Source organism: Mesorhizobium sp. P2_C5_2 (assembly GCF_056404535.1).
In genome coordinates, this window is record NZ_JBFUDV010000014.1 from 1 (window position 1) to 23,319 (window position 23,319).

The following is a 23,319-nucleotide window of genomic DNA, read 5'->3' on the forward strand; positions in this document are numbered from 1 at the left end:
CTACATCCTGACCAAGGACGAAGGTGGCCGTCACACGCCGTTCTTCACCAACTACCGTCCGCAGTTCTACTTCCGCACGACCGACGTGACCGGCATCGTGTCGCTGCCGGAAGGCACCGAGATGGTGATGCCCGGCGACAACATCACGGTCGATGTCGAGCTGATCGTGCCGATCGCCATGGAAGAGAAGCTGCGCTTCGCCATCCGTGAAGGCGGCCGCACCGTCGGTGCCGGCATCGTCGTCACCATCAAAGAATAATCGAGCCCGGCATCCGCCGGATCGACAAGGACAAGGGCGGCCCTGGGGCCGCCCTTTTTTGTTTGGCTCACGGCCAGATGTCCCTGTTTTGGTGTCTCAATCTCTGTTGCAAGTCTCTGGGCCTATACTAGTATAGATTGCAATTGAGGGGCTTGGTCGGATGGTTCCACGGCACCGTTTTCAGGGTTGGGCGTGCCGGGCACTGGGGCTGATCTGCCTGGTGTCGCTGCTTGCCATGGGCAGTGCCGCCTTCGCCGGCCAGACCCAAAATTCCGAGCCTGATCCGGATTCGCCAATGCGGTTCCTGGTCGTGCGCAGCAACGCGCCGGGCTGCGAGCCGACCTGTCCGGAATGGATATCGGCGGAGGGTGCGATATCGGCCAAATCGCCGGCACTGCTCAAGGCTACCCTGAAAACGCTCGGCCGCCGCAAATTGCCGATCGTCGTCAGCTCTCCCGGCGGCGATGTCGATGCGGCCATCGCCATGGGCCGCATGATACGCAAGAACAAGCTCGACATCGCGGTCGGCCGGACCTGGTTTGTCGGCTGCGAGCCGGGCGCGAAAAACTGCAAGGAGAATGACGCGAGAGGCTCGCACTATATCGGCAACCCCTATGTGCTCGGCAGCTATTGCGCGTCCGCTTGCCCGATGATGCTGGCCGGCGGCACAAGGCGCCTGGTCGGGCCGCTGGCCTTTCTCGGCGTCCATCAGATCACGACCACGGTCGTGCAGATGAACGTGCAATATGAAGTCCGCTATCGCATCGTCAAAGGCAAGAAGCGGGTCATCAGCAAGAAGGTCGTCAGCCGCAGGAATGCCGGCAGCTACAAGACCTACGAGATGAGCAAGAAGGTGGAGCGCAAGCTGGCCACTTATTTCGAGGAGATGGGTGTCGACCTCAGCATACTCGAAACGATGAAGAGCACGCCGGCCAGCGACATCCAACAGATCGACCTCAGCGACATGCTGACGATGAAGCTGGTCACCAGCGTGGACGCTGCGGATTTGCTGACCAGCGCAAGCCTGTGCACGCTGGGCCTTCCGGCCACGAATTGCCGGGAAATACCGGCGAACAAGCCAGCCGGCGGCCTGCCGGCCGTGGCCAAGGCGGCGCCGCCGCCGGTGACGCCGGAGAACGTCCAGACCGATGACGGCATGCGCTTTGTCGTGGTTCGCGGCAGCAACCCGCTCTGCAATCCCGATTGCCCGGAATGGATTGCGGCGCAAGGCGCGATTACGCCTCAGACGCCGCAGAAGCTCAGCCAGTTGCTCGCCACGCTTGGCAGCCGACGGTTGCCCGTGGTGATCAGCTCGCGAGGCGGTGACCTCTCCGGCGCCCTGGCGGCCGGCAGGATCATCCATGAAAAGAAGCTCGACGTTGCCGTTGCCCGCACCGATTTCGTCGGCTGCGACCCGGCAGAGTGGAATTGCCTGGCCAAGGACGGCGCCTATGCCGGACTGAGCGTCGATGGGGAGGGCGACTGCGATTCGGCCTGCGCGCTCATGCTGGCCGGAGGCGCCAGACGGCTAGTCGGTTCCCAGGCGCGGCTCAGCCTTTATCTGATGGGGCAGAAGCAGACGGTCAAAGCCTATCTCGACGAGATGGCCATAAGCCCGGCTCTGTTTACTGCGCTTCAGGGCAGTTCGGTCGAGCGCCAGCTCGAACCTGACATGATGCTGAAGGTCGGCCTGACGACCGGGCGCCAGTCGGTGGATGCGCTGACGGGGTCCAGCATCTGCAAGTCAGCGCCGAAACCCGAGAATTGCCGCGTGGTAGCGTCGTCCAACGCTCAGGTCGAAGCGCCCGCCAAATTGTAGGCGCTCGGGAACTCGCCATCGAGGCAGGTTGAGCCATGCTCGACGTTTCAGCTATCGTCCATGCCAAATTGACGGATGAGGATCGAGCATGAGCCAGGATATCCCGACGCTTTACGAATGGGCCGGGGGCATCGAGGCCCTCAACCGGCTGACGGCGACTTTTTACGACAAGGTCGCGCGAGATCCGGTGGTCGGGCCGGTGTTCAAGCACATGTCGCCGGATCATCCCGCGCATGTCGCGGCCTTTATCGGCGAGGTTTTCGGTGGGCCGAAAACCTATAGCGAAAAGCATGGCGGCCATCGCGAGATGGTCATGCATCATCTCGGCAAGCATCTGAGCGAAGAACAGCGTCGCCGCTGGATCAGCCTGCTTGCCGATGCCGCCGATGCGGTCGGGCTGCCGGACGATCCTGAATTCCGTTCCGCCTTCATGGGCTATATCGAGTGGGGGTCGCGGCTGGCCAAGATGAACTCCACCCTCGGCGAGACCTGCGACCCGGAGACCGAACCGATGCCGGCCTGGGGCTGGGGTGTACCGGGCGGGCCCTACAAGCCACCGGCCGAGAGTTGAGCGCTGGTAAACGGCTTCAGGCAGGCGGAAAATCGCGATAGACAGGGAAGGGCTGGCGATCGCCTGTTCGGATTTCTGGCGAAGGACATGAAAGCGCGTCAGACCACTCTTTACAGCGCGCCCGGAAGCTTTTAGGAAGCGCCTGCGCCGAAACGCGCGTACGGGCATAGCTCAGTTGGTAGAGCGGCGGTCTCCAAAACCGCAGGTCGTAGGTTCGAGCCCTGCTGCCCGTGCCATTTTCTCAAATGGCGATTCACGAACGAACTCGGTCCCGCGCCCCGCATTGAAAAATGGCAGGTGGCTTGCCATATTAGGGAAACTGAGGCATAAGACCCCCATAGCCGGGACGGGACGACTGGATGGTTCCGAGGCGGCGTTTGGTCATAAAGCGGACACTTGCCACTTGCGTGGATCAAGAATCGGTTTTATGTAGGCACAACAGACACGCGACGCGTGGAGCTGGGAAACCGGCTTTACGCGTCCGATTTGCATGGGCGAAATGGTTGCGCTGATTCGGCGCTGACTTGAAACCCAGGCGGCACGTCCCGGCCAGCGGGATCATCCAGGAGACCCGGCCAACGGGTCTTGAAGACAGAGCGGCATATGGCTTCGAAAACCACAAATCCTTTCGTCTTTCTCCAGCAGGTCCGCGCGGAGACCGCGAAGGTGACTTGGCCGTCGCGCCGGGAGACGATGATCTCGACGGTGATGGTGCTCGTGTTCGCGGTCATCGCGATGATCTTTTTCTTCACCGCCGACGTGGCCATGGGCTACGCGATCGAGCGGTTACTGAGCCTCGGCCATTAAGTCCGGCGATTACGGAGAAGTCTTGAAATGACCGCGCGCTGGTACATCGTCCACGCCTATTCGAACTTTGAAAAAAAGGTCGCTGAGGACATTGAGAACAAGGCCAAGCAGAAGGGCCTGTCCGCCGATATCGAACAGATCGTGGTGCCGACCGAGAAGGTCGTCGAAATCCGCCGCGGCCGCAAGGTCGATGCCGAGCGCAAGTTCTTTCCGGGCTATGTGCTGCTCAAGGCCAATCTGACCGATGCGGTGTTCTCGCTGGTCAAGAACACGCCGAAGGTCACCGGTTTCCTGGGTGACTCCAAGCCGGTGCCGATTACGGAAGCCGAGGCACAGCGAATCCTGAACCAGGTCCAGGAGGGCGTCGAGCGGCCCAAGCCCTCGGTCACCTTCGAGATCGGCGAGGCGATCCGCGTTTCGGACGGTCCGTTCGCATCGTTCAACGGTTTCGTCCAGGAAGTGGACGAGGAGCGGGCGCGGCTCAAGGTGGAAGTTTCGATCTTCGGGCGCGCCGTGCCCGTCGATCTGGAATTCGGACAGGTCGAAAAGGGCTGATCCGAAAACCCCGCGCCGGTTCGCCGGCAAGGGGAGGCGGCGCGAAAACGCGCGGCCATGAACGGGTGGGAGGCGAATGTGGCTTTAGCCGGCCACGCGAACCGCACCACCAGACTGCAACCGCCGGCATTCCCCGATAGTGGGACCGGCATGAGACAAAGGCAGGAAAGAGATGGCTAAGAAAATTGCAGGCCAGCTCAAGCTCCAGGTCAAAGCGGGATCGGCTACGCCGTCTCCGCCGATCGGCCCGGCACTTGGTCAGCGTGGCATCAACATCATGGAGTTCTGCAAGGCGTTCAACGCGCAGACCCAGGAAATGGAAAAGGGATCGCCGATCCCGGTCGTCATCACCTACTACCAGGACAAGTCCTTCACCTTCGTCATGAAGACGCCGCCGGTGAGCTACTTCCTGAAGAAGGCGGCGAATTTGACTTCGGGTTCCAAGGAGCCGGGCAAGATCAAGGCCGGCACGATCGGCCGCGACAAGGTGCGCGCCATCGCCGAGCAGAAGATGAAGGATCTGAACGCAAACGACGTCGAAGCGGCCATGCGCATGGTCGAGGGCTCCGCCCGCTCGATGGGTCTGGAAGTGGTGGGCTGAGATCATGGCAAAGATTGCAAAGCGTGTATCGAAGACCCGTGATGGCATCGACCCCAACAAGGCTTATGCTCTTGGTGAGGCGCTGAAGTTGCTCAAGGACCGTTCGACGGTGAAATTCGACGAGACCATCGAAGTTGCGATGAACCTCGGCGTCGACCCGCGTCATGCCGACCAGATGGTCCGCGGCGTGGTCAACCTGCCGAATGGCACCGGCCGCTCGGTCCGTGTCGCCGTGTTCGCACGTGGCGACAAGGCCGATGAGGCTCGCGCCGCTGGCGCCGACATCGTCGGTGCCGAGGATCTGGTCGACATCGTCCAGAAGGGCACGATCGACTTCGATCGCTGCATTGCCACGCCGGACATGATGCCGCTGGTCGGCCGTCTGGGCAAGGTGCTTGGCCCGCGCGGCATGATGCCGAACCCGAAGGTCGGCACTGTGACTACGGACGTCGCTGCCGCCGTCAAGGCATCGAAGGGCGGCGCTGTCGAGTTCCGCGTCGAGAAGGCCGGCATCGTCCATGCCGGCGTCGGCAAGGTCTCGTTCGACGTCAAGGCGCTGGAAGAAAACGTCCGCGCCTTCGCCGACGCCGTGACCAAGGCGAAGCCGGCTGGCGCCAAGGGCAACTACGTCAAGAAGGTGTCGGTCACTTCGACGATGGGCCCGGGCCTCAAGCTCGACGTCTCGACGCTCGCCGCGTCCTGATACGAACAATTCGGATCGGCCGCTAAAGCGCTGATCCGCAAGTGAATTCCGGACCTCCGACTTGTCGGCGGCCCGGTACCGGAAGTCGAGAGGCTTCCGGACATCCTGTCCGAGATTGCAGGCGGCCCAGAAGCCTTAATTGAATTGGGCCTGCATGAGACGGGTGAAAACCGGACAACGGAGCGACAAGCTCCAATGAAAGGTTCGAACCGTGTTTGCCTTTTGTCTGCGCATCGCCGGCTTGCCGTCGATGTGGCGAAAGGGGGCAGGATCCTCGAGCGTCGTTCGGGAGATCCGTTACTGGATGGCCCGGCCGGCAAAAAGGCAACCCGACGCCTGTCCTATTAGTGGGGCAGGGGTCAACTGGAGATAGGCAGTGGACAGAGCGGAAAAACGCGAACTCGTCACGGGCCTGAATGGTGCTTTTGCAGGCGCTGGTTCAGTCGTCGTGGCCCACTACGCCGGTATCACCGTCGCGCAAATGAACGACCTTCGGTCGAAAATGCGCGCTGCCGGTGGCACCGTCAAAGTCGCGAAGAACCGTCTCGCCAAAATCGCTCTTCAGGGCACGGACTCCGCATCGATCATCGACCTGTTCAAGGGACAGACGCTGATCGCTTATTCGGAGGATCCGATTGCGGCGCCGAAGGTCGCGTCCGATTTCGCCAAGGGAAATGACAAGCTTGTCATTCTCGGCGGCGCAATGGGCACCACCTCGCTCAACGCCGACGGTGTGAAGGCACTCGCCACACTTCCGTCGCTCGATGAGCTGCGCGCCAGGCTGGTTGGCATGATCGCCACGCCGGCAACCCGGATCGCCCAGATCGTCAATGCGCCAGCGGCTTCGGTCGCGCGCGTCATCGGCGCTTACGCCCGGAAGGACGAGGCGGCATGAGGCCGTTCCTCGCTATCACAAACACACGTTCGAACCTTATGAAGGAACATAACAATGGCTGATCTGGCAAAGATCGTAGACGACCTTTCGAAGCTGACCGTCCTCGAGGCGGCCGAGCTGTCGAAGCTTCTGGAAGAAAAGTGGGGCGTTTCGGCTGCTGCTCCGGTGGCGGTTGCCGCTGCTGGCGGCGCTGCCGCTGCTGCTGCTCCGGCTGAGGAAAAGACGGAATTCGACGTCGTCCTCACCGAGGCAGGCGCTCAGAAGATCAACGTCATCAAGGAAGTCCGCGCCATCACCGGCCTGGGCCTCAAGGAAGCCAAGGATCTGGTCGAAGCAGCTCCGAAGCCGGTCAAGGAAGCCGTTTCCAAGGCTGACGCTGAGAAGTTCAAGGCCCAGCTGGAAGCAGCCGGCGCCAAGGTCGACCTGAAGTAAGCGTAAAAGCGGCGGGCGGCCTCGCGCCGTCCGCCACTCCCTTCACCAGAGGGGAGGATGCGTAGCGCGAGATGTAAGAGAACCTCTTTCCTGAGGGCCGAAACCGGCCTTCAGGAAACGGGTTTTCTCCCGTTTTAGCCGTCGCCGCCAGGCGGCGGGAAAACAGATCAGGGGCCGCCACCGAGGTGGCCGCGCATGCAAGGTGAGCCGCGGCGAGGCTCGCCCCGAGTTTATAGCTAAGGAGCGACGATGGCCCAGACCCAGACTTTCAATGGCCGCAGACGCGTACGCAAGTTCTTCGGAAAGATCCCGGAAGTTGCGGAGATGCCGAACCTGATCGAGGTTCAAAAGGCATCCTATGACCAGTTCCTGATGGTGGACGAGCCCAAGGGCGGCCGTCCGGACGAAGGGCTGCAGGCTGTTTTCAAGTCGGTCTTCCCGATCTCCGATTTCTCCGGCTCCTCGATGCTGGAGTTCGTGAAGTATGAGTTCGAAGGACCGAAATTCGACGTCGACGAATGCCGTCAGCGCGACCTGACCTATGCCGCGCCGCTCAAGGTGACGCTGCGCCTCATCGTGTTCGATATCGACGAGGATACCGGCGCCAAGTCGATCAAGGACATCAAGGAGCAGGACGTCTACATGGGCGACATGCCGCTCATGACCCTGAACGGCACTTTTATCGTCAATGGTACCGAGCGCGTCATCGTCTCGCAGATGCACCGTTCGCCGGGCGTCTTCTTCGATCACGACAAGGGCAAGTCGCACTCGTCGGGCAAGCTTCTGTTTGCCGCGCGCGTCATCCCCTATCGCGGTTCGTGGCTCGACATCGAGTTCGACTCCAAGGACGTCGTGCACGCCCGCATCGACCGCCGCCGCAAGATTCCGGCGACGTCGCTGTTGATGGCGCTTGGCATGGACGGCGAAGAGATTCTGTCGACCTTCTACAACAAGATCACCTACAAGCGCGCCGGCGACCACTGGCGCATTCCGTTCAATGTCGAGCGTTTCCGCGGCCTCAAGGCTGTCGGCGACCTGGTCGATGCCGATACGGGCGAGGTCGTCGTTGAGCAGGGCAAGAAGATCACCGCCCGCCAGGCAAGGGCGCTTGGCGAAAAGGGCCTCAAGGCGATCAAGGCGACCGACGAGGATCTGCTCGGCAACTACCTGGCCGAGGACATCGTCAACTACGGCACCGGCGAAATTTTCCTCGAAGCCGGCGACGAGATCGACGAAAAGACGCTGAAAGTGCTGCTCGGCACGGGCGAAAATGAGATCAAGGTTCTCGACATCGACCATGTCAATGTCGGCGCCTACATCCGCAATACGCTTAACGTCGACAAGAACGAGAGCCGCCAGGACGCGCTGTTCGACATCTATCGTGTCATGCGCCCGGGCGAGCCGCCGACGCTGGAAACCGCCGAAGCCATGTTCAACTCGCTGTTCTTCGACAGCGAGCGCTATGACCTGTCGGCTGTCGGCCGCGTCAAGATGAACATGCGCCTCGAGCTCAAGGCCGAGGATACCGTGCGCGTGCTGCGCAAGGACGACATCCTGGCCGTGGTCAAGACGCTGGTCGAACTGCGCGACGGCAAGGGCGAGATCGACGACATCGACAATCTCGGCAACCGCCGCGTGCGTTCCGTCGGCGAGCTGATGGAGAACCAGTACCGGGTCGGCCTGCTGCGCATGGAGCGCGCGATCAAGGAACGTATGTCCTCGATCGAGATCGACACGGTGATGCCGCAGGATCTGATCAACGCCAAGCCGGCGGCTGCCGCCGTGCGCGAGTTCTTCGGTTCCTCGCAGCTGTCGCAGTTCATGGACCAGACCAACCCGCTGTCGGAGATCACCCACAAGCGCCGCCTGTCGGCGCTTGGACCGGGCGGTCTGACCCGCGAGCGCGCCGGCTTCGAGGTGCGCGACGTGCACCCGACGCATTACGGCCGCATCTGCCCGATCGAAACGCCGGAAGGCCCGAATATCGGTCTGATCAACTCGCTGGCGACTTTCGCGCGCGTAAACAAGTACGGCTTTATCGAAAGCCCGTACCGCAAGATCGTCAACGGCAAGCTGACCAATGAGGTCGTCTATCTCTCGGCGATGGAAGAGTCCAAGCACCACGTTGCGCAGGCCAATGCCGAGCTCGACAAGAATGGTGGTTTCGTCGACGAATTCGTCATTTGCCGCAGCGCCGGCGAAGTGATGATGGCGCCGCGCGAAAACGTCGATCTGATGGACGTGTCGCCGAAGCAGATGGTGTCGGTCGCGGCTGCGCTCATCCCGTTCCTCGAGAACGACGACGCCAACCGCGCTCTGATGGGTTCCAACATGCAGCGTCAGGCCGTGCCGCTGGTGCGCGCCGAAGCGCCGTTTGTCGGCACCGGCATGGAGCCGATCGTTGCCCGTGACTCGGGTGCGGCCATCGGCGCCCGCCGCGGCGGCATCGTCGACCAGGTGGACGCGACGCGTATCGTCATCCGCGCCACGGAAGATCTCGATCCCGGCAAGTCGGGCGTCGACATCTACCGGCTGATGAAGTTCCAGCGTTCGAACCAGAACACCTGCATCAACCAGCGTCCGCTGGTGCGCATGGGCGACCGCGTCAACAAGGGCGACATCATCGCCGACGGTCCGTCGACCGAGCTCGGTGATCTGGCGCTCGGCCGCAACGTGCTGGTCGCGTTCATGCCGTGGAACGGCTACAACTACGAGGACTCGATCCTGCTCTCCGAGCGCATCGTGGCCGACGACGTCTTCACCTCGATCCACATCGAGGAGTTTGAGGTCATGGCCCGCGACACCAAGCTCGGACCGGAGGAAATCACGCGCGACATTCCGAACGTTTCGGAAGAAGCGCTGAAGAACCTCGACGAAGCCGGCATCGTCTATATCGGCGCGGAAGTGCAGCCGGGCGACATCCTGGTCGGCAAGATCACGCCGAAGGGCGAAAGCCCGATGACGCCGGAAGAAAAGCTCCTGCGCGCCATCTTCGGTGAAAAGGCGTCCGACGTTCGCGACACCTCGATGCGCATGCCTCCGGGCACCTTCGGCACCGTCGTCGAAGTGCGCGTGTTCAACCGCCACGGCGTCGAGAAGGACGAGCGCGCCATGGCGATCGAACGCGAGGAGATCGAACGCCTCGCCAAGGACCGCGACGACGAGCAGGCGATCCTCGACCGCAACGTCTATTCGCGCCTTTCCGATGTTCTCGTCGGCAAGGAAGCGATTGCCGGGCCGAAGGGCTTCAAGAAGGGCTCGAAGCTGTCGAAGGACACGCTGGACGAGTATCCGCGTTCGCAGTGGTGGCAGTTTGCGGTGGAGAACGAAAAGCTCCAGAGCGAACTTGAAGCCCTGCGTGGCCAGTACGACGACTCCAAGAAGGCGCTCGAGCAGCGCTTCATGGACAAGGTCGAGAAGGTCCAGCGCGGCGACGAAATGCCTCCGGGCGTCATGAAGATGGTCAAGGTCTTCGTGGCCGTGAAGCGCAAGATGCAGCCGGGCGACAAGATGGCCGGCCGTCACGGCAACAAGGGTGTCGTGTCGCGCATCGTTCCGGTCGAGGACATGCCTTTCCTCGAGGACGGCACGCATGCCGATATCGTGCTCAACCCGCTGGGTGTGCCGAGCCGCATGAATGTCGGCCAGATCCTGGAAACGCATCTGGGCTGGGCATGTGCAGGCATGGGCAAGAAGATCGGCGAGCTGATCGACGCGTACAAGACGGCTGGAGACATCAAGCCGCTGCGCAAGACACTCGAGAGCTTCATCCCGGCCAACGACCGCAACGAGCCGGTCCGCGAGTATGACGACGAGAGCATCGTTCGCCTCAGCGAGCAGATGCGCCGCGGCGTCTCCATCGCGACACCGGTGTTCGACGGCGCGCATGAGGTCGACATCAACATCATGCTGGAGCAGGCGGGCCTGCACACCAGCGGTCAGTCGCAGCTCTATGACGGACGCACCGGCGAGCCGTTCGATCGCAAGGTGACGATGGGCTATATCTATATGCTCAAGCTTCACCACCTGGTGGACGACAAGATCCACGCGCGTTCGATCGGTCCGTACTCGCTCGTTACCCAGCAGCCGCTGGGCGGCAAGGCGCAGTTCGGTGGCCAGCGCTTCGGCGAAATGGAGGTCTGGGCGCTGGAAGCCTACGGCGCCGCCTACACGCTGCAGGAAATGCTGACGGTGAAGTCGGACGACGTCGCCGGCCGCACCAAGGTCTACGAGGCGATCGTGCGCGGCGACGACACGTTCGAGGCAGGCATTCCGGAGAGCTTCAACGTGCTCGTCAAGGAAATGCGGTCTCTCGGCCTCAATGTCGAGCTGGAGAACACCAAGCTCGACGACAACCCTGTCCGGCTGCCCGATGCTGCCGAATAGGGGCGCAGCCGAGTAACGACGACATCCGGTCGCGGACCCCGCGACCGGATGCACCAAATTCTTCGGCCGGTGGGCCGACCACTTAGCGGGCGTTTGGTCCGCGTTAGATGCAAGGGGTTTTCGAGGACCCCGAAAAGGAGAACGGCATGAACCAAGAGGTCATGAATCTCTTCAATCCGCAGGCGCCGGCGCAGGTGTTCGATTCCATCCGGATATCGCTCGCCAGCCCTGAGAAGATTCTGTCCTGGTCGTTCGGCGAGATCAAGAAGCCGGAGACCATCAACTACCGCACCTTCAAGCCGGAGCGTGACGGTCTGTTCTGCGCGCGCATTTTTGGCCCGATCAAGGACTATGAATGCCTGTGCGGCAAGTACAAGCGCATGAAGTACAAGGGCGTCATCTGCGAAAAGTGCGGCGTCGAAGTCACGCTGTCGCGCGTTCGCCGCGAGCGCATGGGCCATATCGAGCTGGCAGCACCTGTCGCTCACATCTGGTTCCTGAAGTCGCTGCCTTCGCGCATCGGCACGCTGCTCGACATGACCCTGAAGGACATCGAGCGCGTCCTTTACTTCGAGAACTACATCGTCACCGAGCCTGGCCTCACCGCGCTGAAGGAGCACCAGCTGCTCAGCGAAGAAGAGTACATGATCGCCGTCGACGAGTATGGCGAGGACAGCTTCACCGCCATGATCGGCGCCGAGGCCATTCATGACCTTCTGGCCGGCATGGACCTGGAGAAGATCGCCGGCGACCTGCGTTCGGAACTGGCTTCGACCACGTCCGAGCTGAAGCAGAAGAAGTATCTGAAGCGGCTCAAGGTCGTCGAGAACTTCATGGAATCCGGCAACCGTCCGGAATGGATGATCATGAAGGTGGTTCCGGTCATCCCGCCGGACCTGCGCCCGCTTGTCCCGCTAGATGGCGGCCGCTTCGCCACGTCCGATCTGAACGATCTCTATCGCCGCGTCATCAACCGCAACAACCGCCTGAAGCGGCTGATCGAGCTGCGCGCGCCCGGCATCATCGTGCGCAATGAAAAGCGCATGCTGCAGGAAGCCGTCGACGCTCTGTTCGACAACGGCCGCCGCGGCCGCGTCATCACCGGCGCCAACAAGCGTCCGCTGAAGTCGCTGTCCGACATGTTGAAGGGCAAGCAGGGCCGGTTCCGCCAGAACCTGCTCGGCAAGCGCGTCGACTATTCGGGCCGTTCGGTCATCGTCACCGGTCCGGAGCTCAAGCTGCACCAGTGCGGCCTGCCGAAGAAGATGGCGCTCGAACTGTTCAAGCCCTTCATCTACGCCCGCCTCGACGCCAAGGGGTTCTCCTCGACCGTCAAGCAGGCCAAGAAGCTGGTCGAGAAGGAGCGTCCGGAGGTCTGGGATATCCTCGACGAGGTCATCCGCGAGCATCCGGTGCTGCTGAACCGCGCGCCGACGCTGCACCGCCTCGGCATCCAGGCGTTCGAGCCGATCCTGATCGAAGGCAAGGCGATCCAGCTGCATCCGCTGGTCTGCACGGCCTTCAACGCCGACTTCGACGGCGACCAGATGGCCGTTCACGTGCCGCTGTCCTTGGAAGCGCAGCTTGAAGCTCGCGTGCTGATGATGTCGACCAACAACATCCTGCATCCGGCTTCCGGCGCGCCGATCATCGTGCCGTCGCAGGACATGGTTCTGGGTCTCTACTATCTCTCGATCGTCAACCAGAACGAGCCGGGCGAAGGCATGGTGTTTGCCGACATGGGCGAACTCCAGCATGCGCTCGAGACCAAGGCCGTCACCCTGCACGCCAAGATCAGGGGTCGCTTCCGCTCGGTCGACGCCGAAGGCAAGGTCGTGTCGAAGATCTACGACACAACGCCTGGCCGCATGATCATCGGCGAGCTGCTGCCGAAGAACGTCAACGTGCCCTACGAGACCGCCAACCAGGAGATGACCAAGAAGAACATCTCCAAGATGATCGACACCGTCTACCGCCATTGCGGTCAGAAGGAGACGGTCATTTTCTGCGACCGCATCATGGCGCTTGGCTTCGGCCATGCCTGCCGCGCCGGCATTTCGTTCGGCAAGGACGACATGCTGATCCCGGACGCCAAGATCAAGCTGGTTTCCGACACCGAGGCTTTGGCCAAGGAATACGAGCAGCAGTACAATGACGGTCTGATCACGCAGGGCGAGAAGTACAACAAGGTCGTCGACGCCTGGGCCAAGTGCTCGGAAAAGGTCGCCGACGAAATGATGGCCCGCATCAAGGCCGTGGAGTTCGAGGACAATGGCCGTCAGAAGCCGATGAACTCGATCTACATGATGTCGCATTCGGGTGCGCGCGGTTCGCCCACCCAGATGCGCCAGCTCGCCGGCATGCGCGGCCTGATGGCCAAGCCGTCGGGTGAAATCATCGAGACGCCGATCATCTCGAACTTCAAGGAAGGCCTGACCGTGCTCGAGTACTTCAACTCGACCCACGGCGCCCGCAAGGGTCTGGCCGACACCGCCTTGAAGACGGCGAACTCGGGTTACCTCACCCGTCGTCTGGTCGACGTGGCGCAGGACTGCATCGTCAACTCCGTGGATTGCGGCACCGACAAGGGCCTCACCATGCAGCCGATCGTCGATGCCGGTCAGGTCGTCGCTTCGGTCGGCCAGCGTGTGCTGGGCCGCACCGCGCTCGACGACATCAACCATCCGGTGACCGGCGACCTGCTGGTCAAGGCCGGAACGCTGATGGACGAGCGTGACGTGGAGCAGATCGAAAAGGCCGGCGTGCAGTCGGTCCGTATCCGTTCGGCACTGACCTGCGAAGTCAGGGTCGGCGTCTGCGCGGTCTGCTACGGACGCGATCTGGCCCGCGGCACCCCGGTCAACCAGGGCGAAGCCGTCGGCGTCATCGCGGCGCAGTCGATCGGCGAGCCGGGCACCCAGCTCACCATGCGTACCTTCCACATGGGCGGTACGGCGCAGGTGGTGGACAGCTCGTTCCTTGAAGCCTCGTATGAGGGCAAGGTCGAGATCCGCAACCGCAACGTGGTGCGCAACTCCGACGGCCAGCAGATGGTCATGGGCCGCAACATGGCGGTGCTGATCCTCGACGAAGCCGGCAAGGAGCGTGCCTCGCACCGCCTCACCTATGGTTCGCGCATCTTCGTGGACGATGGCGACAAGGTGAAGCGCGGCCAGCGTATCGCCGAATGGGATCCCTATACCCGTCCGGTCCTCACCGAAATCGAGGGCAGGGTGGCGTACGAGGATCTGGTCGACGGCATTTCCGTTCAGGAAACGGCCGACGAATCGACCGGCATCACCAAGCGTGAGGTCATCGACTGGCGTTCGACGCCACGTGGCAACGACCTCAAGCCGGCGATCGCCATCCAGGACGCCAAGGGCAAGGTCGGCAAGCTGTCGAAGGGCGGCGACGCCCGCTTCCTGCTGTCGGTCGAGGCCATTCTTTCGGTCGAGCCGGGTTCGCAGGTTCGCCCCGGCGACGTTTTGGCGCGTATCCCGATGGAAAGCGCCAAGACCAAGGACATCACCGGCGGTCTGCCGCGTGTTGCCGAACTGTTCGAGGCACGTCGTCCGAAGGATCACGCCATCATCGCCGAGATCGATGGCACGATCCGCTTCGGCCGCGACTACAAGAACAAGCGCCGCATCATCATCGAGCCGCATGACTCGACGCTTGAGCCGGTCGAATACCTGATCCCGAAGGGCAAGCCGTTCCATCTCCAGGACGGCGACGTCATCGAGAAGGGTGACTACATCCTCGACGGCAATCCGGCGCCGCACGACATCCTGGCGATCAAGGGCGTGGAAGCACTTGCTTCCTACCTCGTGAACGAAATCCAGGAAGTCTACCGTCTGCAGGGCGTGTCGATCAACGACAAGCACATCGAGGTGATCGTTCGCCAGATGCTGCAGAAGGTCGAGATCACGGTGCAGGGCGACTCGACCTACATTCCGGGCGACCACGTCGACGTGATCGAACTGGAAGAGGTCAACGAGCGCCTGGTCGAGGACGGCAAGAAGCCGGCCGAAGGCCAGCCGGTGCTGCTCGGCATCACCAAGGCCTCGCTGCAGACGCCGTCCTTCATCTCGGCCGCCTCCTTCCAGGAGACGACGAGGGTGCTGACGGAAGCCGCGGTTGCCGGCAAGACCGATATGCTGCAGGGCCTGAAGGAAAACGTCATTGTCGGCCGGCTGATCCCGGCCGGTACCGGCGGCACGATGAGCCAGATCCGGCGCATCGCCACCTCGCGCGACGAACTGATCATCGACGAGCGCCGCAAGGCCTCCGGTGTCGAAGTCGCCGACCCGATGCTGACCGACATGGTCAACGCCGCGCAGTAAGCGCGGGTAGACGAGAAGAAGGAAAGGGGCCCAAGTGGCCCCTTTTCGCATTTTGGCTTCCAATCGGATGGAGGAAAACATGAGCAAGGTTTGGACTGATGTCGACGACTACATCGTTTCCTCTCTCTTCGAGACGGATCCCGTACTCGACGCTGTGCTCGCGGCAAACCGTGACCAGGGCCTGCCGTCGATCGACGTCTCGGCCGCTCAGGGCAAGCTGCTGTCGTTGCTGGTTCGCATTGGCGGCGCGAAGAAGGTGCTGGAGATCGGCACGCTCGGCGGCTACTCGACCATCTGGATGGCAAGGGGATTGCCGGCCGACGGCAAGGTCGTGACGCTTGAACTCGATCCGCACCACGCCAAGGTCGCGCGCTCGAATTTCGAGCGGGCAGGGGTGTCGGATAAGGTGGACCTGTTGGTCGGGCCGGCCCTGCAGTCGCTTGCAGCGCTTGGCAGCGAAAATGTCGGTCCGTTCGACCTGATCTTCATCGACGCCGACAAGCCGAACAACCCGAATTATCTGTCATGGGCGATGCGCCTGTCGCGGCCGGGAACGGTCATCATCTGCGACAATGTCATCCGCGACGGCGCTGTGCTCGACGAGGATGGCCGGGACCCGAATGTCGAAGGCGCGCGCGCGGCGTTTTCGTTCATCGGCGGCGACAAGCGCCTTGACGGCACCGCCATCCAGACTGTTGGCGCCAAGGGCTATGACGGGTTCGCCATTGCGATCGTCGAGTAAAGTTATGCGACGAGCGGCCGGGCTGCGGTCCGACCGAGCTTCACCGTTCAGTCGAAGAACGCTTCGACCACATTGCGCTTGCCGAGCATGAAGGCGTCGGCGACGTGCTGTAGGGGCGCCAGGTCGACATCGGAGATGCCGGCGCGCACGATCTCGGCGAAGCGCTTGTAGAGTTGGGGATATTCGGCTTCCGGCTCGTCGTGGACGACACGGCCATCGATGGCGAGCTTGGTGCCGCCGCCGGACAGCACCATCTTGCCCTTGTCGGTGTCGGCCAGGATATCCCAGCTCTGTGGGCCGGTCTGCAGCCAGTCCAGTTCCATCGTCACCGGCAACCCGTCCGAGGCGCGGAAATTGACATGGGCGGCGACCGGCGAAGCGCGGTTTTCGGGAAAGTCGAGGACGGCCGAGGTGATGAACATCGCCGGCAGGATGTGGGTCACGATCGACAGCGCGTTGATGCCGGGATCGAAGACGCCAAAGCCGCCCGGCGCCCAGATCCAGTCCTGGTTCGGGTGCCAGCGGCGGACGTCTTCCTTCCAGACGATTGCCGCCGAACTGATCTTGGCTGAGCCGAGAAAAGTGCGCGCGGCTTCCACCGCCGGCGCGTAGCGCGAATGCCAGCTGGCGAACAGCGAGACGCCGTTGGCTGCCGCCAACCGCTTCAGCTCCTCGACCTCGCTGACTGTGGCGCCCGGCGGCTTCTCCAGGAAGACGTGCTTCTTCGCGATCAGCGCGGTGCGCGCCGCGTCGTAGCGGAATTGCGGTGGCATGCACAGCGACACGGCCTCTAGGTCGGGCACCGCGTCGAGCATCGCCTCGATGGTCGGGAAGTTCGGGATATTGTCGACCTTGCCATGACGGCTGGCGGCGGCGATCAGGCGGTAATCCCTATCCTTGGCCACTGCCGGCAAATGCTGGTCGCGCACGATCTTGCCCACGCCGACGATGCCGAGCTTGATAGGATTCACAGACATGGGAACTCCAAGGATTCGTAGGGCGCCTGGTTCTTAGCAGAACGCCGATCACGGGCAAGCGGTTGGCAAGACGCCTCAGCCCCAGCTTTCCTGGAAGTCGAGCGTCCACTCTCCGCCCGCCAGAAACGCCTCGATTGCCGGCTCGAAAGGCGAGGGGTCAAGGCCGTTCGCCTTAAGCCATTCGTCGGAATAATAGGTGTTGCCGTAGCGCTCGCCGGAATCGCAGATCAGCGTTACCAACGATCCGGTCTCATCGGCCGCGATCATGCGCGCGGCATGAAAACACATGGCGATGAAATTGGTGCCGGTCGAACCGCCGACGCGCCGTCCGAGATGACGCGACAGGACCCGCATCGCGGCAAGCGACACCGCGTCGGGGACCCGCAGCATGTGGTCGATGACGCCCGGCACGAAGGACGGTTCGACACGCGGTCGGCCAATGCCTTCGATGCGCGACGGCTGCTCGCAACGGCAATTGGCATCATGCGTCGCGAATCCATCGAAGAAAGCCGAGCGTTCGACGTCGGCGACGGACAGCCGCGTGGCATGCTGCTTGTAGCGCAGGTAGCGGCCGATCGTGGCGGTGGTGCCGCCGGTGCCGGCGCTCATCACGATCCAGGCGGGAATCGGATGCCGTTCCTCGCGCATCTGCCCGAAAATGGATTCGGCGATGTTGTTGTTGCCGCGCCAGTCGGTGGCGCGCTCGGCATGGGTGAACTGATCCATGAAATGGCCGCCGAGCTTCGCCGCCAGTTCGGCGGAGTCAGCATAGATGCGCCGGCCATCGTCGATGAAATGGCAGTTGCCGCCATAATGCTCGATGGCCGCGATCTTTTCGGGCGAGGTCGAGCGCGGCATCACCGCGTAAAACGGCACGCCGATCATGCGGGCGAAATAGGCTTCCGACACTGCGGTCGAGCCCGAGGAGGCTTCGACCACCGGCGACCCTTCGCGGACAAGCCCGTTGCACAGCGCATAGAGGAAAAGCGATCGCGCCAGCCGGTGCTTCAGGCTGCCGGTCGGATGTGTCGATTCGTCCTTGAGGTAGAAGTCGATGCCGGCAAGCGCCGGCAGGTCGAGCTTCCACAGATGGGTATCGGCCGAACGGTGCTGGTCGGCTTCGATGGCGGCAACCGCCCGGTCGGCCCAGGCGCGCGATGCAGGTTTTGCCGCTGCTGATTTGGCCATGGCCCGCCGATCCCCTTGTTTGCCGATTCCGCCGCTTAGAGCGGCACGTCGAACGTGACGATCGACACTTCGCCTTCGAGCGCGCCCTGGAAGGCCGACAGATGCGGCTCCTCGTCGGGTTCGCCGTCCATGTCGCCGATCTGGTCGAGCTCGACCTCGGCATAACCTTCGGCGGCGAGCGATTCGAGCACCCGGCGCACGGCCGAATCGTCGTCGGGCGCGACCAGCATCACATGGACGCCTTCCGGCTTGCCGCCTTTCCGTTTCCAGATGCGGCCGGTGATGATGGTGACCGGGCGTTCCTCGTTGTCGTTCACGGGCTGATTCCTCTTGAGACTCGGGCGGGAGAGGGGTTTTGGGCTGTCCATGGCGCCTTTTGCCACGAAGCGCCGGTGCAGGACAGCAGCAAGCCGGTCACTTTCTTCCTCTCCCTTGCAAACTTAAGAAAGAAAATTACATGCGTTTTTCGCATGGCTGCCAAGCCTTGGTCAGCGCGCAATATTTGGCGTGCCGGGGTTGACGGTTCACGGTCTTGCGAGTAGAAGCCGCCCAGTCAGAACCGATGTGAGGCTCTCCCTTCCGAAGCGACACGCTTTGGAGTTTGCCTCAAACAGGGTTCGTTTTACGAGCGAAAAGACATTTCCGGCGCGCATGAAGCGGTTTCCGCTTCCTCTGCATTTTGTTCGGGCAGGACCGCGAGGCGCGGTTTATGGCCCGAATTTGCGTATGGAATTGGCGCTTTGAGCGGCCCTGACCGGGCGAGACACGGAATTGAGAGACAAGAGGGTTTAATGCCTACCGTCAACCAGCTGATCCGCAAGCCGCGCATTGCGCCAGTGAAGCGCAACAAGGTCCCGGCCATGCAGCAGAACCCGCAGAAGCGGGGCGTCTGCACGCGCGTCTATACGACGACGCCGAAGAAGCCGAACTCGGCGCTGCGCAAGGTGGCCAAGATCCGCCTGACCAATGGTTTTGAAGTGATCGGGTACATCCCCGGCGAAGGCCACAACCTTCAGGAACACTCCGTGGTCATGATCCGCGGCGGCCGCGTCAAGGATCTTCCGGGCGTGCGTTACCACATCATCCGCGGCGTGCTCGACACGCAGGGCGTGAAGAACCGCAAGCAGCGCCGTTCGAAGTACGGCGCCAAGCGTCCGAAGTAAGATTTTCCGGCCCTGGCGCTGCTTGAATGCGTCGGGCTACGAGATTGAGAGACAAAAGCCATGTCGCGTCGTCACAGTGCAGAAAAGCGTGAGATCAACCCGGATCCGAAGTTCGGCGATCTGATCGTTACCAAGTTCATGAACGCCGTCATGTATGACGGCAAGAAGTCGGTTGCCGAGACCATCGTCTACGGTGCGCTCGACCAGGTTCAGTCGAAGACCAAGCAGGAGCCGGTCACCGTCTTCCATCAGGCGCTCGACAATGTCGCGCCGCATGTGGAAGTCCGGTCGCGTCGCGTCGGCGGCGCCACCTACCAGGTTCCGGTCGATGTGCGCCCCGAGCGCCGTCAGGCCCTGGCCATCCGCTGGCTGATCGCCGCGGCTCGCAACCGCAACGAGACCACGATGGTCGACCGCCTCTCGGGCGAGCTGATGGACGCGGCCAACAACCGCGGCACGGCCGTGAAGAAGCGTGAAGACACCCACAAGATGGCTGAAGCCAACCGCGCTTTCGCACACTACCGCTGGTAAAGCGCGAACGAGACTGAGAAGGCATCCAAGATGGCCCGCGAATATAAAATCGAAGACTACCGCAATTTCGGTATCATGGCGCATATTGACGCCGGCAAGACGACGACCACCGAGCGCGTCCTCTATTACACGGGCAAGTCGCACAAGATCGGCGAAGTCCACGACGGCGCTGCCACCATGGATTGGATGGAGCAGGAGCAGGAGCGCGGCATCACCATCACGTCCGCCGCCACCACGACCTTCTGGAAGGGTCGCAGCGGCAAGATGTACCGCTTCAACATCATCGACACCCCTGGACACGTCGACTTCACCATCGAAGTCGAGCGTTCGCTGCGTGTGCTCGACGGCGCCATTGCGCTGCTCGATGCGAATGCCGGTGTCGAGCCGCAGACCGAGACTGTCTGGCGCCAGGCCGACAAGTATAAAGTTCCGCGCATGATCTTCTGCAACAAGATGGACAAGATCGGCGCCGACTTTTACCGCTCGGTCGAGATGATCGGTTCGCGTCTTGGCGCGCATGCCGTTGTCATGCAGCTGCCGATCGGCGCCGAGACGGAATTCAAGGGTGTTGTTGATCTCGTCGAAATGAACGCGCTGGTCTGGCGCGATGAGACGCTGGGCGCTGCCTGGGACGTTGTCGAGATCCCGGCTGATCTCCAGGCTCGTGCCGAGGAATACCGCGAGAAGATGATCGAAGCCGCCGTCGAAATGGACGAGACGGCACTCGAAAATTACCTCGAAGGCAAGATGCCGTCGAATGACGAGATCCGCGCGCTGATCCGCAAGGGCACCATCGCGGTCAAGTTCTACCCGATGTTCTGTGGCTCGGCCTTCAAGAACAAGGGCGTGCAGCCGCTGCTCGACGCCGTTGTCGAATACCTGCCGTCGCCGGCCGATGTTCCCGCCATCAAGGGTGTCGACGCCAAGACCGACGCCGACATCGAGCGTCATGCCGACGACAACGAGCCGCTGTCGATGCTGGCGTTCAAGATCATGAACGACCCGTTCGTCGGTTCGCTGACCTTTGCCCGCATCTATTCGGGCAAGCTGACCAAGGGCATCTCGGTCGACAACACCGTCAAGGGCAAGAAAGAGCGCATCGGCCGCATGCTGCAGATGCATGCGAACTCGCGCGCCGACGTCGAAGAGGCGTTTGCCGGCGACATCGTTGCTCTGGCTGGCCTCAAGGACACGACAACCGGCGATACGCTCAGCGATCCGCTGCACCCGGTCATCCTCGAGCGCATGGAATTCCCCGATCCGGTCATCCAGATCGCTATCGAGCCGAAGACCAAGAACGACCAGGAAAAGATGGGCCTCGCCCTTCACCGCCTGGCTGCCGAGGATCCGTCCTTCCGCGTCAAGACCGACGAGGAAAGCGGCCAGACGATCATTTCCGGCATGGGCGAACTTCACCTCGACATCATCGTCGACCGCATGCGTCGCGAGTTCAAGGTCGAAGCCAATGTCGGTGCGCCGCAGGTGGCCTATCGCGAGACGATCACCCGCAAGCACGAGCAGGACTACACGCACAAGAAGCAGACCGGCGGTACCGGTCAGTTCGCTCGCGTCAAGATCCTGTTCGAACCGAACCCGGAAAGCTCGGAGTTCGAGTTCGAGACCAAGATCGTCGGCGGTGCGGTTCCGAAGGAATACATCCCCGGTGTCGAAAAGGGCATCAACAGCGTCATGTCGTCGGGTCCGTTCGCGGGCTTCCCGATGATCGGCGTCAAGGCGACGCTCATCGACGGCGCCTACCACGACGTGGACTCCAGCGTCCTGGCGTTCGAAATCGCCGGCCGCGCCTGCTTCCGTGAAGCCGCACCCAAGCTTGGCGTGCAGCTGCTCGAGCCGATCATGAAGGTCGAAGTCGTGACGCCGGAAGACTATGTCGGCAGCGTCATCGGCGACCTGAACGGCCGTCGTGGCCAGATCCAGGGTCAGGAAGCGCGCGGCGTGGCCGTCGTTATCAACGCGATGGTGCCGCTGGCCAACATGTTCAAGTACGTCGACAACCTGCGCTCGATGAGCCAGGGCCGTGCGGCCTACACGATGCAGTTCGATCACTATGAGCCTGTGCCGACCGCGGTCGCCCAGGAAGTCCAGAAGAAATACGCGTAACCTGAACGGGTTGCATCGGTAACTTAATTCAAGGCCCGTACGGGCGAGCAGATTGGAGACATCACATGGCAAAAGGTAAATTCGAGCGCAACAAGCCTCATGTGAACATTGGCACGATTGGCCACGTCGATCATGGCAAGACGTCGCTGACGGCGGCGATCACGAAGTATTTTGGCGAATACAAGCGCTATGACCAGATCGATGCGGCGCCCGAAGAGAAGGCCCGCGGCATCACCATTTCGACGGCGCACGTCGAATACGAGACGGCTGCCCGCCACTACGCCCACGTCGACTGCCCCGGCCACGCCGACTATGTGAAGAACATGATCACCGGTGCCGCGCAGATGGACGGCGCGATCCTGGTCGTGTCGGCTGCCGATGGCCCGATGCCGCAGACCCGCGAGCACATCCTGCTTGCCCGTCAGGTCGGCGTGCCGTCGATCGTTGTGTTCCTGAACAAGGTCGACCAGGTCGACGACGCCGAGCTACTGGAACTGGTCGAGCTCGAGGTTCGTGAGCTTCTGTCGAAGAACGAATTCCCCGGCGACGACATTCCGATCGTCAAGGGCTCGGCGCTTGCCGCTCTTGAAGATTCGAACAAGACCATCGGCGAAGACGCGATCCGCGAGCTGATGGCTGCGGTCGACGCCTACATCCCGACGCCGGTTCGTCCGCTCGACAAGCCGTTCCTGATGCCGATCGAAGACGTGTTCTCGATCTCGGGCCGTGGCACGGTTGTCACCGGCCGCGTCGAGCGTGGCATCGTCAAGGTTGGCGAGGAACTCGAGATCATCGGCATCCGTCCGACGACCAAGACGACCTGCACGGGCGTTGAAATGTTCCGCAAGCTGCTCGATCAGGGCCAGGCTGGCGACAACATCGGCGCGCTGCTGCGTGGCGTTGACCGTGAAGGTGTCGAGCGCGGCCAGGTTCTGGCCAAGCCCGGTACGGTGAAGCCGCACAAGAAGTTCGTGGCCGAAGCCTACATCCTGACCAAGGACGAAGGTGGCCGTCACACGCCGTTCTTCACCAACTACCGTCCGCAGTTCTACTTCCGCACGACCGACGTGACCGGCATCGTGTCGCTGCCGGAAGGCACCGAGATGGTGATGCCCGGCGACAACATCACGGTCGATGTCGAGCTGATCGTGCCGATCGCCATGGAAGAGAAGCTGCGCTTCGCCATCCGTGAAGGCGGCCGCACCGTCGGTGCCGGCATCGTCGTC

The 23,319-nt window shown here is 62.2% G+C and carries 19 protein-coding genes and 1 tRNA gene; 17 read left to right on the plus strand and 3 right to left on the minus strand.

Annotation, left to right across the window (positions count from 1 at the left end; all coding sequences use genetic code 11):
• The 13 genes from AC1D1B_RS30435 to AC1D1B_RS30495 form a co-directional block, all read left to right on the plus strand.
• On the plus strand, positions 1-259 hold a 259-nt coding region (locus AC1D1B_RS30435), incomplete at its 5' end, for an EF-Tu C-terminal domain-related protein (RefSeq protein ID WP_477335787.1).
• 160 nt (positions 260-419) lie between these two features.
• Positions 420-2,078, plus strand: a complete 1,659-nt coding sequence (locus AC1D1B_RS30440; RefSeq protein WP_477337159.1) for a COG3904 family protein — start codon at positions 420-422, stop codon at positions 2,076-2,078.
• 88 nt (positions 2,079-2,166) lie between these two features.
• Positions 2,167-2,649 carry a group II truncated hemoglobin gene (locus AC1D1B_RS30445; RefSeq protein WP_477337161.1) on the plus strand — a complete coding sequence of 161 codons (483 nt, stop codon included), beginning with the start codon at positions 2,167-2,169 and terminating at the stop codon, positions 2,647-2,649.
• Positions 2,650-2,809: 160 nt separating this feature from the next.
• Positions 2,810-2,885 (plus strand) — tRNA-Trp (locus tag AC1D1B_RS30450).
• 367 nt (positions 2,886-3,252) lie between these two features.
• Complete coding sequence (gene secE / locus AC1D1B_RS30455) at positions 3,253-3,456, plus strand: preprotein translocase subunit SecE (RefSeq protein WP_023667439.1); 204 nt, start codon at positions 3,253-3,255, stop codon at positions 3,454-3,456.
• A 27-nt stretch (positions 3,457-3,483) separates the two neighbouring features.
• Entirely contained in the window at positions 3,484-4,011 is a 528-nt protein-coding gene (nusG, locus tag AC1D1B_RS30460) for a transcription termination/antitermination protein NusG (protein ID WP_006333333.1), read from the plus strand.
• Positions 4,012-4,183: 172 nt separating this feature from the next.
• On the plus strand, positions 4,184-4,612 hold the full coding sequence (gene rplK / locus AC1D1B_RS30465) for a 50S ribosomal protein L11 (protein ID WP_006333334.1): 429 nt from the start codon (positions 4,184-4,186) through the stop codon (positions 4,610-4,612).
• Between the two features lie 4 nt (positions 4,613-4,616).
• Complete coding sequence (rplA, locus tag AC1D1B_RS30470; RefSeq protein ID WP_181062231.1) at positions 4,617-5,315, plus strand: 50S ribosomal protein L1; 699 nt, start codon at positions 4,617-4,619, stop codon at positions 5,313-5,315.
• 376 nt (positions 5,316-5,691) lie between these two features.
• Positions 5,692-6,210: a 50S ribosomal protein L10 gene (gene rplJ, locus AC1D1B_RS30475; protein ID WP_023667437.1), complete on the plus strand. Its 519-nt coding sequence runs from the start codon at positions 5,692-5,694 to the stop codon at positions 6,208-6,210.
• Positions 6,211-6,264: 54 nt separating this feature from the next.
• Entirely contained in the window at positions 6,265-6,642 is a 378-nt protein-coding gene (rplL, locus tag AC1D1B_RS30480) for a 50S ribosomal protein L7/L12 (protein ID WP_023667436.1), read from the plus strand.
• A 249-nt stretch (positions 6,643-6,891) separates the two neighbouring features.
• Positions 6,892-11,028, plus strand: a complete 4,137-nt coding sequence (gene rpoB, locus AC1D1B_RS30485; RefSeq protein ID WP_181062230.1) for a DNA-directed RNA polymerase subunit beta — start codon at positions 6,892-6,894, stop codon at positions 11,026-11,028.
• Between the two features lie 146 nt (positions 11,029-11,174).
• Positions 11,175-15,371: a DNA-directed RNA polymerase subunit beta' gene (gene rpoC / locus AC1D1B_RS30490; protein WP_477337163.1), complete on the plus strand. Its 4,197-nt coding sequence runs from the start codon at positions 11,175-11,177 to the stop codon at positions 15,369-15,371.
• 52 nt (positions 15,372-15,423) lie between these two features.
• Complete coding sequence (locus AC1D1B_RS30495) at positions 15,424-16,113, plus strand: O-methyltransferase (RefSeq protein WP_477337170.1); 690 nt, start codon at positions 15,424-15,426, stop codon at positions 16,111-16,113.
• A 47-nt stretch (positions 16,114-16,160) separates the two neighbouring features.
• Here the strand turns inward: AC1D1B_RS30495 and AC1D1B_RS30500 are convergent, their stop codons facing one another.
• The 3 genes from AC1D1B_RS30500 to AC1D1B_RS30510 form a co-directional block, all read right to left on the minus strand.
• Positions 16,161-17,090, minus strand: coding sequence for a Gfo/Idh/MocA family protein (locus AC1D1B_RS30500; protein ID WP_477337164.1), 930 nt, complete (start codon positions 17,088-17,090; stop codon positions 16,161-16,163).
• Between the two features lie 75 nt (positions 17,091-17,165).
• Positions 17,166-18,278 carry a PLP-dependent cysteine synthase family protein gene (locus AC1D1B_RS30505; protein WP_477337166.1) on the minus strand — a complete coding sequence of 371 codons (1,113 nt, stop codon included), beginning with the start codon at positions 18,276-18,278 and terminating at the stop codon, positions 17,166-17,168.
• 35 nt (positions 18,279-18,313) lie between these two features.
• Positions 18,314-18,595: a transcriptional regulator gene (locus AC1D1B_RS30510; protein WP_477337168.1), complete on the minus strand. Its 282-nt coding sequence runs from the start codon at positions 18,593-18,595 to the stop codon at positions 18,314-18,316.
• A gap of 474 nt (positions 18,596-19,069) precedes the next feature.
• On the opposite strand from AC1D1B_RS30510, the gene rpsL reads away from it, so the two are divergent.
• The 4 genes from rpsL to tuf form a co-directional block, all read left to right on the plus strand.
• On the plus strand, positions 19,070-19,441 hold the full coding sequence (gene rpsL / locus AC1D1B_RS30515; protein WP_006333356.1) for a 30S ribosomal protein S12: 372 nt from the start codon (positions 19,070-19,072) through the stop codon (positions 19,439-19,441).
• A 60-nt stretch (positions 19,442-19,501) separates the two neighbouring features.
• The gene (rpsG, locus tag AC1D1B_RS30520; RefSeq protein ID WP_008875664.1) at positions 19,502-19,972 is read left to right on the plus strand and encodes a 30S ribosomal protein S7; all 471 of its coding nucleotides are present in this window, start codon (positions 19,502-19,504) and stop codon (positions 19,970-19,972) included.
• 30 nt (positions 19,973-20,002) lie between these two features.
• Positions 20,003-22,093 carry an elongation factor G gene (gene fusA / locus AC1D1B_RS30525; RefSeq protein ID WP_181062224.1) on the plus strand — a complete coding sequence of 697 codons (2,091 nt, stop codon included), beginning with the start codon at positions 20,003-20,005 and terminating at the stop codon, positions 22,091-22,093.
• A gap of 65 nt (positions 22,094-22,158) precedes the next feature.
• Positions 22,159-23,319 (plus strand): elongation factor Tu (gene tuf, locus AC1D1B_RS30530; protein WP_477334808.1); only part of this gene is annotated, 1,161 nt, incomplete at its 3' end.

Coding starts and splice junctions, on each gene's coding strand:
- rplL (WP_023667436.1), top strand. CDS start 6,265: ATGGCTGATCTGGCAAAGATCGTAGACGACCTTTCGAAGCTGACCGTC.
- rplK (WP_006333334.1), top strand. CDS start 4,184: ATGGCTAAGAAAATTGCAGGCCAGCTCAAGCTCCAGGTCAAAGCGGGA.
- AC1D1B_RS30445 (WP_477337161.1), top strand. CDS start 2,167: ATGAGCCAGGATATCCCGACGCTTTACGAATGGGCCGGGGGCATCGAG.
- AC1D1B_RS30440 (WP_477337159.1), top strand. CDS start 420: ATGGTTCCACGGCACCGTTTTCAGGGTTGGGCGTGCCGGGCACTGGGG.
- nusG (WP_006333333.1), top strand. CDS start 3,484: ATGACCGCGCGCTGGTACATCGTCCACGCCTATTCGAACTTTGAAAAA.
- rplA (WP_181062231.1), top strand. CDS start 4,617: ATGGCAAAGATTGCAAAGCGTGTATCGAAGACCCGTGATGGCATCGAC.
- rpoC (WP_477337163.1), top strand. CDS start 11,175: ATGAACCAAGAGGTCATGAATCTCTTCAATCCGCAGGCGCCGGCGCAG.
- rpoB (WP_181062230.1), top strand. CDS start 6,892: ATGGCCCAGACCCAGACTTTCAATGGCCGCAGACGCGTACGCAAGTTC.
- rpsG (WP_008875664.1), top strand. CDS start 19,502: ATGTCGCGTCGTCACAGTGCAGAAAAGCGTGAGATCAACCCGGATCCG.
- AC1D1B_RS30505 (WP_477337166.1), bottom strand. CDS start 18,278: ATGGCCAAATCAGCAGCGGCAAAACCTGCATCGCGCGCCTGGGCCGAC.
- secE (WP_023667439.1), top strand. CDS start 3,253: ATGGCTTCGAAAACCACAAATCCTTTCGTCTTTCTCCAGCAGGTCCGC.
- rpsL (WP_006333356.1), top strand. CDS start 19,070: ATGCCTACCGTCAACCAGCTGATCCGCAAGCCGCGCATTGCGCCAGTG.
- fusA (WP_181062224.1), top strand. CDS start 20,003: ATGGCCCGCGAATATAAAATCGAAGACTACCGCAATTTCGGTATCATG.
- AC1D1B_RS30500 (WP_477337164.1), bottom strand. CDS start 17,090: ATGTCTGTGAATCCTATCAAGCTCGGCATCGTCGGCGTGGGCAAGATC.